This is a genomic window from Erwinia mallotivora, from assembly GCF_000590885.1.
In the GTDB taxonomy this organism is placed as follows: domain Bacteria; phylum Pseudomonadota; class Gammaproteobacteria; order Enterobacterales; family Enterobacteriaceae; genus Erwinia; species Erwinia mallotivora.
Map to the genome: position 1 here is coordinate 122,492 of NZ_JFHN01000075.1, position 17,102 is coordinate 139,593.

Sequence of the window (17,102 nt, forward strand, 5' to 3'; positions counted from 1 at the left end):
TTTCCTTTGATTAATTAACGTTCAGCGCGTCGTTGACCAGATCTTGCTGCTGCTGCTGGTGAACGGACATATAGCCAACCGCAGGTGAAGCGGAAGCAGGACGACCGGCGTAACGTAATGAAGCACCGAATGGCACCACTTCACGGAAATGATGCTGACTACAGTACCAGGCGCCCTGGTTAAGCGGCTCTTCCTGGCACCAGACAAAATCGTGGACGTGGGAGAACTGTTGCAGTTTGTCCTGTACCGCTTTATGCGGGAAAGGATAAAGCTGTTCAACACGTACGATGGCCACATCGGTTTGTTCGTTTTTGCGGCGTTTTTCCAGCAGGTCGTAATACACCTTGCCGGAGCAGAGCACCACGCGCTTAACACCTTGTGGATCAAGGGAATCGATCTCGCCAATGGCAGGCTGGAAGTCACCGGTCGCCAGATCTTCCAGCGAAGACACCGCCAGTGGATGACGCAATAGCGATTTCGGCGACATCACCACCAGTGGGCGGCGCATCCCACGCAGCGCCTGACGACGCAACATGTGATAGACCTGAGCCGGGGTGGATGGCACACAAACCTGCATGTTCTGTTCCGCGCAGAGTTGCAGATAGCGCTCAAGACGGGCGGAGGAGTGCTCCGGCCCCTGCCCTTCATAGCCATGAGGCAGCAGCATCACCAGGCCACACATCCGGCCCCACTTCTGCTCGCCGGAGCTGATGAACTGATCGATAACCACCTGCGCACCGTTAGCAAAGTCGCCAAACTGCGCTTCCCAGATGGTCAGCGTGCGCGGTTCTGCTGTGGCATAACCGTATTCAAAGGCCAGCACCGCCTCTTCCGAAAGTACCGAGTCCCAGACTTTGAAAGTACCCTGGCCGTTATGAACATGCTGAAGCGGAGTGTAAGTGGAACCGTTTGACTGGTTATGGATCACCGCATGACGGTGGAAGAAGGTGCCACGCCCCATATCCTCACCGGAAAGCCGGCAGGCGATGCCCTCATCCACCAGCGTAGCGTAAGCGAGGTTTTCAGCCGCGCCCCAGTCGAAAAGTTTGTTGCCTTCCGCCATTTCCGCACGGTCGTTGTAAATTTTAGCGACGCGCGACTGCATCTCTATCGCTTCCGGCACCTGGCTGATCCGCTTTGCCAGCTCCTGTAACCGTTTTGGATCCAGGGTAGAAGGATAGCTTTCATCCCATTCGTGATTGAGGAATGGCGACCAGGTGGAAGAGTGCAGACTTAGCGGACGCCATTCCGGCACCACGCATTCGCCCTGATCGAGCGCATCACGATACAGGTTGACCATTTCCGTGGCATCTTCCAGGCTGGCAACCTTTTCCTGTTCCAGGCGGTCAGCATAGATTTTACGCGGCGTCGGGTGTTTCTTGATTTTCTGGTACATCACCGGCTGAGTCGCACTGGGCTCATCGGCTTCGTTATGCCCATGACGGCGATAACAGACCAGATCGATAAATACGTCGCGTTTGAAGGTGTTACGGAAATCCAACGCCAGACGGGTGACAAAAGCAACGGCTTCGGGATCGTCAGCATTAACGTGGAAAATCGGTGCCAGCACCATTTTTCCAATATCAGTACAGTACTGGGTCGAACGGGCGTCTTTCGGATTTGAGGTGGTAAAACCAATCTGGTTATTGATAACGATACGTACCGTACCACCAACCTCATACCCTCTGGCCTGCGACATGTTCAGGGTTTCCTGCACCACACCCTGACCGGTTACTGCCGCATCACCATGAATCGTGACCGGCAGAACCTGATGGCTACCAGGCGCATCAAGGCGATCCTGACGAGCGCGTACCGATCCCATTACCACCGGGCTGACAATTTCAAGGTGCGACGGGTTAAACGCCAGCGCCAGGTGAACCATGCCGCCGTCGGTTTCCACATCGGATGAAAAGCCCATGTGGTATTTCACGTCACCGGTGCCAAGATGCTCTTTATGCTTGCCAGAGAATTCGTCAAACAGATCCTGTGGCTTTTTACCCAGCACGTTGATCAGCACATTCAGACGACCACGGTGAGCCATCCCCAGTACCACTTCACGGATGCCGTTGTTGCCCGCATGGCGGATCATCTCATTAAGCATCGGAACCAGCGCATCTCCGCCTTCCAGCGAAAAACGCTTCGCGCCGGGGAATTTAGCCCCAAGATAGCGCTCAAGGCCTTCAGCAGCGGTCAGCTGTTTCAGGAAACCTTTTTTCTCCGCGTCAGAGAAAGAGGCCTGCCCCGCTACGGATTCAATGCGCTGCTGGATCCAGCGTTTCTCTTCGGTGTTGGTGATGTGCATGTACTCTGCACCGATCGAACCACAGTAAGTCTGCTGTAACATCACAAAGAGATCGGACAGCTTCATGGTGTCCCTGCCGAAGGCAAAGGAACCCACGTTGAAGGTTTCCTCAAAATCAGCCTGGGTCAGATCATGAAACGCAGGATCAAGATCCGGCACCGACTCCTGCTGCCACAGCCCAAGCGGATCGAGCTTAGCCTGCTGATGACCACGGAAACGGAAGGCGTTAATTAACTGAAGGACTTTAACCTGCTTGGCATTGATGTCGGGATCGCTGACGGAGGCAGTGTAGCGCGTGGCATCTTTCGCCAGACGCTTAAAGTACTCGCGGGTGGTGGAGTGGAATTGTTCAGGTTTGACGCCTTGTCCAGGAAGCTGCTGAAACAGTGTTTTCCAGGCAACATCAACAGAGTCAGGATCGGTTAAATAGTCCTCATAGAGTTGCTCGATGTAGGTCTGATTCGCGCCGGCCAGCCAGGAGGAGTCTAGCCAGGGTTTCATCGCGCTGTTCTGCATTGTGAGCCCTTAAGCATTTTGTGCTTTTTTTCGCCGTGGTTATTTAATGGAACAAGCTCTGTTCCGCGCCGCATAAGCGGCTTGCCCTCGGCTGAATTCCGCCAATAAAGTGCGGGATACAGCCTGAAAGTTCATCGATACGAGCGCAGTACGCGGCTGCTGGCGACCGGGCCCGTAAGGGAACCCTGGCAAGAAATCTTGAACAGCGCAAAATTCTCTTGCCAGGATTTCCTGGTGAGTTTACGCGGGAACCCTGGAGTTCCCGCACGGTGATAATTATGCTCCGCGCTGCAACAGCATCGACTTGATATGGCCGATGGCGCGCGTCGGGTTCAGTCCTTTCGGACAAACGCTCACACAGTTCATAATGCTGTGACAGCGGAATACGCTGAAAGCATCGTTAAGATTATCCAGACGCGCATCCGTTTCCGTGTCACGGCTGTCAATCAGGAAACGGTAAGCCGCCAGTAAACCCGCCGGCCCGATAAATTTATCCGGATTCCACCAGAATGACGGGCAGGAGGTTGAACAACATGCGCAAAGAATACATTCATACAAACCATCCAGTTTTTCACGCTGTTCAGGCTGTTGCAGATGCTCACGCGCTGGCGGATTTTCTCCATTATTCAACAGGTAAGGTTTGATTTTCTCATACTGAGTGTAGAACTGTCCCATGTCCACTACCAAATCACGGATCACCGGCAGGCCAGGCAGTGGGCGGATCACAATTTTACGTTTCCCTCCCCCCAGGGCAGAAACGGGGGTGATGCAGGCGAGGCCATTTTTGCCGTTCATGTTGAAACCGTCAGAGCCACATACGCCCTCGCGGCAGGAACGACGAAAAGCCAGCGTCGGGTCTTTCTCTTTCAGGCGGATCAGCGCATCCAGCAACATCATGTCACGCCCTTCTTCCGACTCCAGGCTGTAGTCCTGCATCCGGGGCGCATCATCGACATCCGGATTGTAACGATAGATAGAAAATTCGAGTCTCATCGCATTAATCTCCGCAAACTAGTAGGTACGTGCTTTCGGCGGGAAGGCCGGGCGCAATTTTGGCTGCATGTTCACCTCACGGCGGGTCATGCTTTCACTTTGCGGCAGATAGACGCTGTGACATAACCAGTTTGCATCGTCACGTTCCGGATAGTCGAAGCGACTGTGCGCCCCACGACTCTCGGTGCGGAAGTTAGCGGCAACCGCTGTGGCGTAGGCGGTTTCCATCAGGTTATCCAGTTCGAGGCACTCAATACGCTGGGTGTTAAAGTCCGGTGAACGGTCATCCAGGCGGGCATTTTTCAGGCGCTCACGCAGCACTTTCAGCTCTGCCAGACCTTTCGCCATCGCCTCACCCTCACGGAATACGGAGAAGTTATTCTGCATACAGGTTTGCAGCGCTTTACGCAGCTCAGCAGGATCTTCACCGTCCACGTTGTTATTCCAACGCTGCATACGTGCCAGCGAGGCGTCGATTTCTTCGTCCGTCGCGTCCAGCAGCTCACCCTGTTCCTTAATGGATTCCTGCAAGTGCAGACCGGCGGCGCGGCCAAACACCACCAGGTCCAGCAATGAGTTGCCGCCGAGACGGTTAGAACCATGTACTGATACACAGGCAATTTCACCGACGGCGAACAGGCCTGGCACCACCACATCTTCACCCTGCTCGTTCAGGGTGATCGCCTGCCCTGTGACTCTGGTCGGGATACCACCCATCATATAGTGGCAGGTTGGAATCACCGGAATCGGTTCTTTAACCGGATCGACGTGGGCAAAGGTGCGGGACAGCTCAAGGATACCGGGCAGACGCGCCTCAAGAACTTCATGCCCAAGGTGGTCCAGTTTCAGCTTGATATGCGGTCCCCAGGGGCCTTCGCAACCACGGCCTTCACGGATTTCGATCATCATCGAACGGGCCACCACATCACGGCCTGCCAGATCTTTGGCATTAGGTGCGTAACGCTCCATGAAACGCTCACCGTGTTTGTTCAGCAGGTATCCCCCTTCGCCACGGCACCCTTCGGTCACCAGCACGCCGGCACCGGCAATGCCGGTTGGGTGAAACTGCCACATCTCCATATCCTGCACCGGCACACCGGCACGCAGCGCCATACCCACGCCGTCACCGGTATTGATGTGTGCGTTGGTGGTGGACTGATAAATGCGACCCGCGCCACCGGTAGCCAGCACCGTGGCACGCGCTTTGAAATAAACCACTTCACCATCTTCAATGTTCAGTGCGGTACAACCGACAATGGCACCGTCGGCATTTTTTACCAGGTCCAGCGCGTACCATTCGGAGAAGATGGTGGTTTTGTTTTTCAGGTTTTGCTGATAAAGCGTGAGCAGTAGCGCATGGCCGGTACGGTCAGCCGCAGCAGCAGTTCGTGCCGCCTGCTCGCCACCAAAGTTTTTTGACTGCCCACCAAACGGGCGCTGATAGATGCGGCCGTCATCCAGACGGGAAAAAGGCAGACCCATGTGTTCCAGTTCCAGAATCGCTTCCGGGCCGGTTTTACACATATATTCAATGGCGTCCTGGTCACCGATATAGTCGGAACCTTTTACCGTGTCATACATATGCCACTCCCAGTTATCTTCATGGGAGTTACCTAACGCCACGGTGATGCCACCCTGTGCGGATACGGTATGAGAACGGGTTGGAAATACTTTTGATAACAGGGCACAGCTCTGGCCCGATTGGGAAATTTGCAGGGCAGCACGCATTCCGGCACCACCTGCGCCGACCACCACGGCATCGAATTCTCTGACTGGCAACTTCATTTTACACTCCCCACACGACAACAGTTCCATAAATGGCATAGACCAACAGCACCACTACTACCAGCAGTTGCAGCAACAGCCGCAGCGCGAGAGGTTTGATGTAATCCGTCAGTACCTGCCACATCCCAATCCAGCCATGCACCAGAATGGAAAAGAGTGTCAGCAGGGTGAATACCCTGGTAAATGAGGAGGAGAAAAAACCGCGCCAGATGTCCCAGGTCAGATGACCGGACATCACGATAAAACCAACGATATAAAGGATATACAGGGTCATGATCATCGCAGCAGCACGCAGCAGCAACCAGTCATGAACGCCATTACGACCCAGTGCAGAAGCATTGCTTACCATACGAGGACTCCAGCCAGAATTGAAAGCACGACAGTGATACCAAAAGAAATTTGCGCCGAACGCGTACCCGTTTGCAAGGTTTCACCCAGCCAGCCAAAGTCCATCATCAGATGACGTATACCGCCGACGATGTGATACGCCAGTGCGGTCAGAATGCCCCAGAAGATAAACTTAACAATAAAGCTGCTCATGATGGCGGAGGCCTGAAGAAAGCCTTCGGGTGAGGAGAGAGAGAGGCCCAGTAACCAGAGGAGTATACCAACTGCCACAAAAGTAATGACGCCGGATACACGGTGGAGAATAGACGCTATTGCAGTAACGGGAAACCGGATCGTTGAGAGATCCAAGTTGACAGGTCTTTGTTTTTTCACGGTTTTGCCCACACAGCTTTTCTTATTTTGCTTCCTCCGGTCCCTGAGGGCGGGTCAGACAGCGTTAACGGTGAAACACTGCGTCAGGCACTAAAACGACAACGTCCAGTGTCAAAACGCCGCGTATAAAACGCTGGGTGGCTCCTACGGCAGGGGGTTCCGGAGACCTGGCGGAAGTATAGGTGGTTCACAAACTCATTACAATTCCCCTACAAACATCTTGGGGAAATTTAGGTGGAACAGTGATCCCTCTCACGTTTTTCACAATTTATACAAATTTAATTATCTGATTTGACAAAAGATCAACATAACTGTTACAAATGAAGGATAAAAAAATATGATGCATAAAAGTTATGGGGATACACTTTCTCCTAAGCACAAGTTATGTAACATTGGTGAGTCAGACAGATTACGTATCAGGTAATGGTTACCTAAAAAAGTTAAGACCAGACCGGATCTTTAACAACTGCGAAACGAAGTCAGACCTGCCCTCCGTAAGGCGAGCGCCCTCCTCTCTGTACCCTGCACACTAAAAGATGCCACAGAGCGGAATATGTGCCGCTTAACGCAACTGCGGACAAACTGGCTTTCTGGATGTCAAAGATCCACCGATAAGGCGCTAAGGAGACTGTAAATGGCTGATAAAAAGGCAACGCTAACCCTACCCGGCGAAGCGGCTATTGAACTTGACGTGCTGAGCGGCACATTAGGCCAGGAAGAGATTGATGTCCGTGCCCTGGGTTCCAAAGGCTACTTCACCTTTGATCCGGGATTCACCTCTACGGCGTCCTGTGAATCGAAAATCACCTATATAGATGGTGATGAGGGCATTCTGCTTCATCGCGGCTTTCCTATCGATCAACTGGCTTTGCATTCCAACTATCTCGAAGTGTGCTATATCCTGCTCAACGGTGAAGCGCCGACTCAGGAACAGTTTGACGAATTCAGCACCATTGTCACCCGGCATACCATGATCCATGAGCAGATCCACCATCTGTTCCGCGGCTTCCGCCGTGACTCTCATCCGATGGCAGTAATGTGCGGCGTCACCGGCGCGCTGGCCGCCTTCTATCACGATGCAATGGACGTTAATATTGAGCGTCACCGCGAGATTGCCGCTTTCCGTCTGCTGTCCAAAATGCCTACCGTGGCAGCAATGTGCTACAAATATTCCATCGGTCAGCCCTTTGTTTACCCACGTAACGACCTCTCTTACGCTGGTAATTTCCTCAACATGATGTTCGCCACCCCTTGCGAAGATTACGTGGTGAATCCGGTGCTTGAACGTGCAATGGATCGCATCCTGATCCTGCATGCCGATCACGAGCAGAATGCCTCAACCTCTACCGTGCGTACCGCAGGCTCTTCCGGGGCGAATCCATTCGCCTGTATTGCAGCCGGTATAGCTTCCCTGTGGGGACCTGCACACGGTGGCGCGAATGAAGCCTGCCTGCGGATGCTGGAAGAGATCAGTTCTGTCGATCATATTCCTGAATTCCTGCGTCGCGCCAAAGATAAAAACGATTCTTTCCGCCTGATGGGCTTCGGTCATCGCGTCTACAAAAATTACGATCCGCGCGCTACCGTGATGCGTGAAACCTGCCATGAAGTTCTCAATGAGCTGGGAATGAAAGATGATCTGCTGGAAGTGGCGATGGAGCTGGAACACATTGCGCTGAACGACCCGTACTTCATTGAGCGCAAACTCTACCCTAACGTTGACTTCTACTCCGGTCTGATCCTGAAAGCGATGGGCATTCCTTCTTCGATGTTTACGGTTATTTTTGCCATGGCGCGTACCGTTGGCTGGATTGCACACTGGAAAGAGATGCATGACGACGGCGTTAAAATCGCCCGTCCGCGTCAGCTTTACACCGGCTATGACCAGCGCGATTTCACGTCCAGTATCAGTAAGTAACAACCTCTTCTCTGCGCCGCCCCTGCGGCGCTTTTTTCAGTCAGACCGTAACTATTTCTGACAGCCGGGACACCAGTAAAATGGCCGCGAGGAAAGCGTGGTTTTTTCAATGGTGCCGCCGCAGCGTTCACACAACTTCCCTGCCCGGTGAAACACCTTAAAGCTGAATAACGCCCCGTGGTGCTTATTCTCCCTGGCGACCCCTCTGGTCTGATAAGAGAGCCGTGGCACCGCCAGCAGTGCATCAGCCAGTTTTTCCAGCTGTTCAGCGGTGAGATCCTGCGCTTTATACTGCGCGGCCCCCCCCGCCTGCCAGAGGATCTCCGCCCGCAGATAGTTGCCCAGCCCGGCCAGAAAAGCCTGATCCAGCAACAGTCCGCTGAACTGACGACGGCGAAAACGAGGAGAGCAGAGCCGTTCAGCCACCTGTGCCACAGTCAGCGTCATGTCCAGCACGTCCGGCCCCACCCGCAGCAGGAACGGATGCGCCGCCAGAGTATCTGCATTTAACAGCTCAATATCCGAGGCGCTGTAGAGCAGTAGCGTTTTATCCTGCGCCGCGAGCCTGACGCGCAGCACGCGCCCGGTTTCAGGATCTTTGCCGGTTTTTGTCACCCGCCAGACGCCATATAACTGATTATGACTGTAGAGCGTCAGGCCATTTGAGAAGTGGGTCAGCATCGCCTTGCCGCGAGTTTCAATCGCGTCAACCCGTTCACCGACCAGCGAGGATTCATACGTTTTAAGCTGAGGAAAAGCAAACCAGACCGCAGTCAGCGTTTTCCCGACAATCGCTTTTTCCAGCTTGTCCGCCGCACGGCGGATTTCAGGACCTTCCGGCATTCACTCCATCCCTGTTAGTGCGTTGCGCCGCCTGTCAGGCGGACGTCCTCTTCGACAGTCAGCGCAATACTCAACGCCATCTCCAGTGCCAATGCCACCGTCGGCGCAGGCATACTGGCAACACCAGGATGGCTGACCGCCTGCTCCGGCAAATAAGGAATATGAATAAATCCGCCGCGTATTTTATTTTTGTGCTTCGCCAGATAGTGCAGCAACCCGTACATCACATGGTTGCAGACATAGGTGCCTGCCGTTTGTGAAACAGAAGCCGGAATACCGGCTTCACGGATCCCCTCGACGATGGCTTTAATCGGCAGCGTGGAAAAGTAAGCAGCCGGGCCACCTTTAACTATCGGTTCATCAACAGGCTGATTACCGGCATTGTCCGGGATACGCGCATCGTCAACGTTAATGGCTATGCGCTCAACGGTGATATCTGTCCGGCCCCCTGCCTGCCCGACGGCAATCACCATTTCGGGTTGTAGTTCATCAATAGCGCCATACAGCGCCGTCAGGGCATCGCCAAACACGCAGGGTAGCTGTTTAGCGATGACTTTAGCGCCACACACCAGCCGCTCTTGCAGTTGACTCACGGCCTCCCAGGACGGGTTAATCCTCTCGCCCCCGAAAGGCTCAAAAGCCGTTATCAGAACCGTTTTCATCCACACCTCACATAAGCATCAACATTCTGCGCAAAACGGCATTTGCGGTTAACAATAGCACAAGCTCTGAGGACACCTGTTTCGCCGCGGCTGCTTGCTGCTCGATCTGCGATCGTGCCATTTATCAGCGCGATGGCAGGCAAATGGCTGTCGAAGATCAACGGAAACGATGTTATGCCTCTGGCACACAGACGGGCTGGCTGCTGACGCTGATACCGTGCTGGTTGAAAGCCTCACGCAGCTGTCTGGCAAAGTTCAGAGCCTGCGCCCCGTCGCCGTGCAGGCACACCGTTTCGGCTTTCACGCTGACCCACTGACCACTGACGCTGCGTACCCTGCCACGCTGGATCATCTCCAGCGTCTGGCCGATTGCCTGCTGCTCATCGGCCACCAGCGCCCCCGGCTGCGAACGGGGAACCAGTGAGCCGTCGTCCTGATAGCCGCGATCGGCAAACACCTCCTGTCGGGTGGTCAGCTCAAGTGCCTGCGCCGCACGAATCGATTCGCTGCCAGCCAGCCCCACCAGGACGAGAGCAGGATCAACTGCACGCACCGCCCGCGCAATCGCCGCAGCCAGCTCAGGTTCCTGCGCCGACTGGTTATAGAGCATACCGTGAGGCTTGACGTGGACCAGTTGTGCGCCTTCGCTGCGGGCGATAGCCTGCAAAGCCCCAATCTGATAAACCATCTGTGCGTAGACGGTTTCAGGTGGCAGCTGCATGCGCGTGCGGCCGAAGTTTTCACGGTCGGGAAAACTGGGATGCGCGCCAACAGCCACGCCCAGCTCCAGCGCCCAGCGCACACTCTGGCGCATGGTCAGTGCATCACCGGCATGATATCCGCAAGCGATATTGGCTGAAGAAACCAGGTGCAGCAGCGCATGGTCATTTTCACAGCCTTCACCGAGATCGGCATTAAGATCAATTTTCATGGCGCAATCCCCATTCCATCTGCTCGAGGCCGCGTCGCTGTTCACGCATCGCCAGCAACGCCTCTTCAGTCGAGCATTCAATGAAATGAACCGGTTCTCCCAGTCGTAACTGGGCAAGATGATAAAGATCGGCCTCGATAACACAGGCAATTCGCGGGTAGCCCCCGGTGGTCTGCGCATCGGCCATCAGCACAATCGGCTGGCCGTTTGGCGGCACCTGAACAACACCGGGCAGCAGCCCGTGGGACAGCATCTCCTGCGGATGTTCCCTCGTCAGGGGTTGCCCTTGCAGGCGATAGCCCATGCGGTTGCTTTGCGGATTAAGCTGCCACGCGGTACGCCAGAACATGTCACGGCTTTCAGCACTGAAATGGTGATACTCCGGTCCGATCACGGCGCGAACCCGGTTGCCGGACAGCAGCTGCCGTACGCCGACAGATTTACTGAATCGGTTTTGTGGCTGCCCCAGCGGCAGACAATCCCCCTCCTCCAGCCGACGGCCGGCAAAACCACCAAAGCCGGCTTTCGCATCGGTGCTGCACGATCCCAGCACCGGCGTGACGGCAAAACCGCCATCCACCGCCAGATAACTGCGCATACCCCGAACCGGCATCTTCAACGTCAGTCGCTGGCCCTTTTTAACGGCGGTACGCCAGCCGGTCCAGACGGGCTGAGTGCCCAGTACGGCATCGCATCCCGCGCCGGTCAGGGCGATCCAGCCATCGCGGGTGAACTCTGCGCAAAACTGCCCCAGGGTGATTTCCAGCACCGCGCTACTCCGGGCATTACCCACCAGCAGGTTGGCGGTTTCCATCGCCGGATGATCCAGCACGCCGCCCGTTCCGACACCGTACTGACGCCAGCCACTGCGTCCCGCGTCCTGTAGGGTGGTGCTCATTCCGGCACGAATAATTTTCAGCATATTCCCCCCTTCTGCGGCACAAAGCGCACACTGTCACCCGGCCTTAACAAGGTCGGAGTCCGGGACTGGGGATCAAACAGCCCGACCTGCGTCTGGCCGATCAACTGCCAGCCACCCGGCGCAGAGAGCGGGTAAACACCGGTCTGACTGCCGCCAATACCGACAGAACCGGCAGGCACCTGAACGCGAGGTTCGGCACGACGTGGAGTATGTAAACGTGGATCCAGACCGGCAAGGTAAGGAAATCCGGGCTGAAAACCGATGAAATAAACCACATAGTCTGCGGCTGCATGGGCTTCCACCACCTGCCGTGGCGTCAGGCCACAATGGCGGGCGACCTCTTCCAGGTCCGGTCCGGCTGCACCGCCGTACACCACCGGAATATCAACCTGGCGCATGGCCATTTCCAGCGCTTCGCTTTTTTCCCACCGGGCCTGCAACCAGTCAACGGCGTAGAGTGCTGTCTGCTGTGGATCACTGAGAATAACGGTGATGTTATTCATTCCGGGGATGACCTCTGTCACTTGTGGAGAGGTCATCAGCTGTGCCGACAATCCCCAGATTCGTTGCTGAACAGCAAGGGAGACAGGGGGGGGCAGCTCAAGCACAACCGCGCGCTCACCCAGCAGGTAACAACGTGCTTGTTGCAAAACACTTCTCCTGAACGGTTTTTCCGGGCTGATTAGTGGCTAATAGTTATCCGTAAATGTTACTGATGTGTCAACAAAAGGTATCGGTGGCTGCATAAGCCATCCGGAAAATCAGGCCGGATTGTCAATATCAATAAAGGTGACATCCAGGGCATAATTTTCCGTCAGCCATTCGCCCAGCGCCCGGATCCCCGCGCGCTCGGTGGCATGATGTCCGGCAGCAAAGAAGTGTATTCCCTGCTCGCGAGCGCTGTGGATGGTTTTTTCTGACACCTCTCCGCTAATAAACGCATCGACGCCAAAGGCGGCGGCCGCATCAATAAATCCCTGCCCACCCCCGGTACACCAGGCAACGCGACGGATCAGATGCGGCGCATTATCGCCACAGTGAAGTGGCTCCCGGCCCAGAACCTTCGTCAGGCGTTCAGCCAGCAACTCGCCGCTGAGCGGCTCTTTCAGCTCTCCCCACGGGACCAGTGGCATCACCTCTCCGCACACTTCAACAGCCAGATCCTTTGCCAGCAGGGCGTTATTACCGATTAAGGGATGCGCATCCAGCGGCAGGTGCCAGCCGTAGAGATTGATATCATTCGCCAGCAGGGTTTTCAGCCTTTTCCGCTTCATCCCGGTAATAACGGGAGCGTCGTTTTTCCAGAAATAGCCATGATGGACCAGCACGGCATCCGCTTTAAGACGTACCGCCTCATCCAGCAGGGCCTGGCAGGCAGTCACGCCGGTGACGATTTTTTTTACCTCCTCCCTTCCCTCAACCTGCAAGCCATTAGGCGCATAGTCACTGAAAGCGCTGGTATTCAGCAGTTGGTTAACAACGTGTTCAAGCTCAGTATTTCGCATATCTTTTCCTTAAGCGGCCGATCTGAAAATGACCGGCAGATGGCAGTCAGGGCAACAATAACAGACGGGGAAAATGATGAGAACGAGCGGCGGATACCGCTCGCTGTTGAAGGGTTATTTTTTCGCCGCCTCAAAAGCCGCCAGGGTGGTTTTTCGCGCTTCTTTGTGGTCGACAATTGGCTGAGGGTAGTCCAGTGATACCCGATTTTTTTTAGCCCAGGCCTGCGGTTGATGAATATGCTGCTGTGGCACCGCTTTCAGTTCAGGCAACCATTGACGGATGAAGGTGCCATCTTCATCAAAACGTTCGCCCTGGGTGGTTGGATTAAAGATGCGAAAGTAAGGGGCCGCATCTGTACCGCTGGACGCAGCCCACTGCCAGCCTCCGTTATTGGCCGCCAGGTCGCCATCAATCAGTTGCGACATAAAATAGCGTTCACCTTCCCGCCAGTCGATTAACAAATCTTTCACCAGGAAACTGGCTACAACCATCCGCAGACGATTATGCATCCAGCCCAGTGCATTGAGCTGACGCATCGCCGCATCGACTATCGGGTAGCCGGTTTTACCCTGCTGCCAGGCCTCAAGATGACGGGGATGGTGCTGCCATTTCACTTTTTTAGTCCAGTCGATAAACGGTTGATGGCGACACAGCGAGGGCCAGGCAACCAGCAGATGACGATAAAATTCCCGCCAGATAAGCTCATTCAACCAGACGAAGACCTGGCTATCGTCCAGTCCGTGCGGATGTTCATGCAGTAAGCGGTGCAGACACTGGCGCGGTGAGAGTACCCCGGTAGCCAGATAAACGGATAACCGGCTGGTGCCGTCAACGGCGGGAATATTGCGCTGCTCCTTATAACGGGTAACCGGCTGCTGACAGAATGCCCTCAGACGCCGGAGGGCCGCAGCTTCACCCGCCGGGAACTGCGTCTCATCGAATTCTTCCTGTGGATAATCAAAGGATTTGATGGCAGGTGTTTTTTGCAACGGCGCGTCTGTACGAGCTTTCGGCGCGGGCATACATTCCGGCAGCCCTTCCTGCAAACGTCGCACAAAGGCTTTACTGAATGGCGTAAACACTTTGTACATTTCACCGCTGCCGGTCAGTACGCTTCCGGGAGGAAGCAACAGGCTGTCATCAAATCCCTGTGGCGTAATCTCCAGTGCGGAGAGTTCGCGTTCAGCTTGCGCATCGCGTTGACGTTCATTGACTTCGTACTGGTAATTGTAAAACACCCGACTGACGTTGTGCTGCTGGCAAAAGTCTTTCAGTGCTGTCACTGAAGCAGCAAAATCGTCGCATTGTGCAAAATGTAAGGGGATGCCTTTTTCAGCCAGGGATTGCTGCACTTCCAGCAGGCTTTTGTAAATAAAGGCCGCCTGTTTGGGTGCCATATGGTGCGATTGCCACTGTCCGGGCGTGGCGATAAACAGCGCCAGAACCCTGGCTTTACTGTCCTGACATGCAGCATGTAATGCGGAATTATCATGGATACGCAAATCGTTGCGTAACCAGACCAGATGAGTGGCCATAACGCTCCCTGAAGTTAAAAATCAGTGGCCGTAGCGCAGACGAAGCGCTTCGGGATAGGGTTCAAAGTAACGTTGCTGCGACAGATAGGGGTCGGGAAATTCCGCCATGTAGTGTTTAAGCAGCGTAATTGGCGCCAGCAGCGGTTGTAATCCCTGGCGATAGTGGTCAATCAACGAGGCCAGCTCCTGACGCTGTTGCGAGGTCAGCTGTGGACGAAAATAGCCCTGTACATGCGACAGGACATTGGTGTGATTACGTCGGGTCGCCTGCTGTTTGAGCAGGTCCATCAGACGCTGACGATACTCAAAAGCGTATTCTTCCAGGGAAGACCACTCCTCAATCGCCGCCACAAAACGGCCCAGCTTACGGTATTCAGGCTGTGAGTGTGCCAGCAGCAGTAATTTGTAACGGCTGTGGAAAGCAATCAGCTTGCCGCGCGTCAGTCCATCGCGCCACATTTCGTTAAACTCGTGCAGGGTGTAAACCCGTTCAACAAAATTTTCCCGTAGTTGCGGATCATGAAGACGTCCATCTTCCTCAACCGGTAGCCAGGGCATTTGCGACATCAGCTCGCGGGTATAGATGCCAGTGCCTTCTTTGCGATTATTGTTGTTGTCCGGCTGGTAAATGCGTACCCGCTCCATGCCGCAACTTGGCGATTTCGCACAAACAATGTAACCACAAAGGTGATGTAACGAGGCGATTTTATGCTCGGAGAATTTCTGCATTGCTCCGGTAACAGGCTGGTCTTTGCCATTGCTGAATCTGAGTTCAATCGTGTGGTGATCGGTTTCGGTCAGGCGTAACGCAGGACGTGGCGTCGGCAGGCCAATCGCCATTTCCGGGCAAACGGGTTGATAACGAACAAAGGGAGAAAGCTCATCCGCAGCGAAGGCGCAGCGCTTATGGCCACCATCAAAACGGACGTTATCTCCAAGCAGGCAGGCACTGATGCCGACAGGAATTTTATCACTCATAGTTGTACAACCTCCAACTTCCTGTAGAGGTTTAAGTGTAGCCGAATTTCTGTCGTTAAGCGCGTTCAGTACCGGGAATTGCCATCTGTTGCGGATAAAAGCAGGGAGTCTGGGGGGAAATGACGAGCAAACCAGCGTCATCGTTGGCTGATTTTTGTTTCGCAGGTTTAGTTTGTTGTTTTCAGCTAATGCGGAATGGCAAAAAAGCCGCAGAGGCTACTTTTTGCCATTCATCAAATCGGAGGCGTTACCAGATATCGCCGCCCACCGCTTCTGACTGGGCCAGCCAGACCGGTTTAGTGCTGGTTTTTGACCACACGCGGTGCAGATAACTGTAGAATTTTGCCCGATCGTTGCGGAATAACATCACCGGCAATGCAACCGTGCCGAGAACCACCACGCCGACACGACGCATGGCAATCCGCTGTGGTGAATAGTGTTGATAAAGATTCATGCATCCCCCTTAAGGCTGGCAATTAACGCTGTAAGATGGCTCGAATAATAGCCTTTGCGCTGTAACTTTACTACTCATCCGACCACTATTTTGTGGAAAATTTCACCATAAATTGCCCTGGTTCTGTAACCCGGTTACATAAAAGTAAAAAAAACGCTGTTAGTTAACTTTTGATCAACAAAGAGTGGGCTGTGATTACCGGCAGCGCGACCTGACTTTATTTGCTAAATTAAGCCACGTTGATTGTTGAGCGATCTGCTGGTGACCCTTTGCGGCCACGGTTAATCAAAGAGTGAAGTATGGTGACTACAGTTCTGATCGTTGAAGATGAAAAAGAGATCCGCCGTTTTTTGCGTGTTGCCCTCGAAGGAGAAAATCTGCGCGTATTTGATGCAGAGACGCTGCAACGCGGTTTGATCGAGGCGGCAACCAGGAAACCCGATCTGGCCATTCTTGACCTCGGCCTGCCGGATGGTGATGGTATTGAATTTATTCGTGAAATTCGTCAGTGGACGTCGATCCCGGTGATTGTCCTGTCGGCCCGCAGCGATGAGCAGGACAAAATTGCCGCACTGGATGCCGGAGCAGATGACTTCCTGACCAAACCCTTTGGCATAGGCGAATTGCTGGCCCGGGTGCGGGCAGCGCTTCGTCATCGCAGAGCCGCCGACACGGCACCGCAGGCTGAAGTCAGATTCAGTGAAGTAAAGGTGGATATTGCTGCCCGACGGGTAACCCGATGTGGTCAGGAGCTACATCTGACGCCTATTGAGTTTCGCCTGCTGGTCAGCCTGCTGAATAATGCAGGAAAAGTGATGACTCAGCGCCAGTTGCTCAATCAGGTGTGGGGACCTAACGCCGTAGAGCACAGCCACTATTTGCGGATTTATATGGGCCATTTGCGACAAAAACTGGAAGACGATCCCGCCCAGCCTCGTCATCTGATTACCGAAACGGGCGTAGGCTATCGTTTCGTGCCCTGAGACCACATCGGAGAACTCAGCAGCATAAAAAAACCCACCTGAAGGTGGGTTTTA

Annotated in this window: 16 protein-coding genes; 2 read left to right on the top strand and 14 right to left on the bottom strand. The window is 54.4% G+C overall.

Annotation, left to right across the window (positions count from 1 at the left end; all coding sequences use genetic code 11):
• Positions 1 to 10 precede the first annotated feature (10 nt).
• From sucA to sdhC, 5 genes are all read right to left on the bottom strand, one after another.
• On the bottom strand, positions 11 to 2,818 hold the full coding sequence (sucA, locus tag BG55_RS20660) for a 2-oxoglutarate dehydrogenase E1 component (protein WP_034941611.1): 2,808 nt from the start codon (positions 2,816 to 2,818) through the stop codon (positions 11 to 13).
• A 276-nt stretch (positions 2,819 to 3,094) separates the two neighbouring features.
• Positions 3,095 to 3,811, bottom strand: a complete 717-nt coding sequence (locus tag BG55_RS20665) for a succinate dehydrogenase iron-sulfur subunit (protein ID WP_034941613.1) — start codon at positions 3,809 to 3,811, stop codon at positions 3,095 to 3,097.
• Positions 3,812 to 3,829: 18 nt separating this feature from the next.
• Positions 3,830 to 5,596 (bottom strand): succinate dehydrogenase flavoprotein subunit, encoded by a 1,767-nt coding sequence (gene sdhA, locus BG55_RS20670; protein WP_034941616.1) that lies wholly within the window; start codon positions 5,594 to 5,596, stop codon positions 3,830 to 3,832.
• 1 nt (position 5,597) lies between these two features.
• Entirely contained in the window at positions 5,598 to 5,945 is a 348-nt protein-coding gene (sdhD, locus tag BG55_RS20675) for a succinate dehydrogenase membrane anchor subunit (RefSeq protein ID WP_034941618.1), read from the bottom strand.
• The gene (gene sdhC / locus BG55_RS20680; RefSeq protein WP_034941621.1) at positions 5,939 to 6,328 is read right to left on the bottom strand and encodes a succinate dehydrogenase cytochrome b556 subunit; all 390 of its coding nucleotides are present in this window, start codon (positions 6,326 to 6,328) and stop codon (positions 5,939 to 5,941) included. The genes sdhD and sdhC overlap by 7 nt, the downstream gene beginning before the upstream one ends.
• 622 nt (positions 6,329 to 6,950) lie before the next feature.
• Here sdhC and BG55_RS20685 point away from each other — a divergent pair.
• The gene (locus tag BG55_RS20685; protein WP_034941623.1) at positions 6,951 to 8,234 is read left to right on the top strand and encodes a citrate synthase; all 1,284 of its coding nucleotides are present in this window, start codon (positions 6,951 to 6,953) and stop codon (positions 8,232 to 8,234) included.
• 51 nt (positions 8,235 to 8,285) lie between these two features.
• Here the strand turns inward: BG55_RS20685 and nei are convergent, their stop codons facing one another.
• The 9 genes from nei to BG55_RS20730 form a co-directional block, all read right to left on the bottom strand.
• Positions 8,286 to 9,077, bottom strand: coding sequence for an endonuclease VIII (nei, locus tag BG55_RS20690; protein ID WP_034941626.1), 792 nt, complete (start codon positions 9,075 to 9,077; stop codon positions 8,286 to 8,288).
• Between the two features lie 14 nt (positions 9,078 to 9,091).
• A complete protein-coding gene (pcp, locus tag BG55_RS20695) occupies positions 9,092 to 9,739 on the bottom strand; it encodes a pyroglutamyl-peptidase I (protein WP_034941629.1) in 648 nt (215 codons plus the stop codon).
• Positions 9,740 to 9,911: 172 nt separating this feature from the next.
• Positions 9,912 to 10,670 carry a 5-oxoprolinase subunit PxpA gene (gene pxpA / locus BG55_RS20700; protein WP_034941631.1) on the bottom strand — a complete coding sequence of 253 codons (759 nt, stop codon included), beginning with the start codon at positions 10,668 to 10,670 and terminating at the stop codon, positions 9,912 to 9,914.
• The gene (pxpC, locus tag BG55_RS20705; RefSeq protein ID WP_034941633.1) at positions 10,660 to 11,592 is read right to left on the bottom strand and encodes a 5-oxoprolinase subunit PxpC; all 933 of its coding nucleotides are present in this window, start codon (positions 11,590 to 11,592) and stop codon (positions 10,660 to 10,662) included. Before pxpC ends, pxpA begins: the two co-directional genes overlap by 11 nt.
• A complete protein-coding gene (gene pxpB / locus BG55_RS20710) occupies positions 11,586 to 12,242 on the bottom strand; it encodes a 5-oxoprolinase subunit PxpB (RefSeq protein WP_034941636.1) in 657 nt (218 codons plus the stop codon). The genes pxpC and pxpB overlap by 7 nt, the downstream gene beginning before the upstream one ends.
• Positions 12,243 to 12,353: 111 nt before the next feature.
• Positions 12,354 to 13,097, bottom strand: a complete 744-nt coding sequence (locus BG55_RS20715) for a type 2 GTP cyclohydrolase I (RefSeq protein WP_034941637.1) — start codon at positions 13,095 to 13,097, stop codon at positions 12,354 to 12,356.
• A 114-nt stretch (positions 13,098 to 13,211) separates the two neighbouring features.
• The gene (phrB, locus tag BG55_RS20720; RefSeq protein ID WP_034941639.1) at positions 13,212 to 14,633 is read right to left on the bottom strand and encodes a deoxyribodipyrimidine photo-lyase; all 1,422 of its coding nucleotides are present in this window, start codon (positions 14,631 to 14,633) and stop codon (positions 13,212 to 13,214) included.
• A 21-nt stretch (positions 14,634 to 14,654) separates the two neighbouring features.
• Positions 14,655 to 15,611: a YbgA family protein gene (locus tag BG55_RS20725; RefSeq protein ID WP_034941642.1), complete on the bottom strand. Its 957-nt coding sequence runs from the start codon at positions 15,609 to 15,611 to the stop codon at positions 14,655 to 14,657.
• Positions 15,612 to 15,858: 247 nt separating this feature from the next.
• Entirely contained in the window at positions 15,859 to 16,065 is a 207-nt protein-coding gene (locus BG55_RS20730; protein ID WP_034941644.1) for a YbfA family protein, read from the bottom strand.
• Positions 16,066 to 16,367: 302 nt separating this feature from the next.
• Here BG55_RS20730 and kdpE point away from each other — a divergent pair, with 302 nt between their 5' ends.
• Positions 16,368 to 17,048 (top strand): two-component system response regulator KdpE, encoded by a 681-nt coding sequence (kdpE, locus tag BG55_RS20735; RefSeq protein ID WP_034941880.1) that lies wholly within the window; start codon positions 16,368 to 16,370, stop codon positions 17,046 to 17,048.
• Positions 17,049 to 17,102 lie beyond the last annotated feature (54 nt).

What these genes read in the sequence shown, in the direction of transcription:
- sucA (WP_034941611.1), bottom strand. Translation starts at nt 2,818, where the DNA reads ATGCAGAACAGCGCGATGAAACCCTGGCTAGACTCCTCCTGGCTGGCC.
- BG55_RS20665 (WP_034941613.1), bottom strand. Translation starts at nt 3,811, where the DNA reads ATGAGACTCGAATTTTCTATCTATCGTTACAATCCGGATGTCGATGAT.
- sdhA (WP_034941616.1), bottom strand. Translation starts at nt 5,596, where the DNA reads ATGAAGTTGCCAGTCAGAGAATTCGATGCCGTGGTGGTCGGCGCAGGT.
- sdhD (WP_034941618.1), bottom strand. Translation starts at nt 5,945, where the DNA reads ATGGTAAGCAATGCTTCTGCACTGGGTCGTAATGGCGTTCATGACTGG.
- BG55_RS20685 (WP_034941623.1), top strand. Translation starts at nt 6,951, where the DNA reads ATGGCTGATAAAAAGGCAACGCTAACCCTACCCGGCGAAGCGGCTATT.
- nei (WP_034941626.1), bottom strand. Translation starts at nt 9,077, where the DNA reads ATGCCGGAAGGTCCTGAAATCCGCCGTGCGGCGGACAAGCTGGAAAAA.
- pcp (WP_034941629.1), bottom strand. Translation starts at nt 9,739, where the DNA reads ATGAAAACGGTTCTGATAACGGCTTTTGAGCCTTTCGGGGGCGAGAGG.
- pxpA (WP_034941631.1), bottom strand. Translation starts at nt 10,670, where the DNA reads ATGAAAATTGATCTTAATGCCGATCTCGGTGAAGGCTGTGAAAATGAC.
- pxpC (WP_034941633.1), bottom strand. Translation starts at nt 11,592, where the DNA reads ATGCTGAAAATTATTCGTGCCGGAATGAGCACCACCCTACAGGACGCG.
- BG55_RS20715 (WP_034941637.1), bottom strand. Translation starts at nt 13,097, where the DNA reads ATGCGAAATACTGAGCTTGAACACGTTGTTAACCAACTGCTGAATACC.
- phrB (WP_034941639.1), bottom strand. Translation starts at nt 14,633, where the DNA reads ATGGCCACTCATCTGGTCTGGTTACGCAACGATTTGCGTATCCATGAT.
- BG55_RS20725 (WP_034941642.1), bottom strand. Translation starts at nt 15,611, where the DNA reads ATGAGTGATAAAATTCCTGTCGGCATCAGTGCCTGCCTGCTTGGAGAT.
- BG55_RS20730 (WP_034941644.1), bottom strand. Translation starts at nt 16,065, where the DNA reads ATGAATCTTTATCAACACTATTCACCACAGCGGATTGCCATGCGTCGT.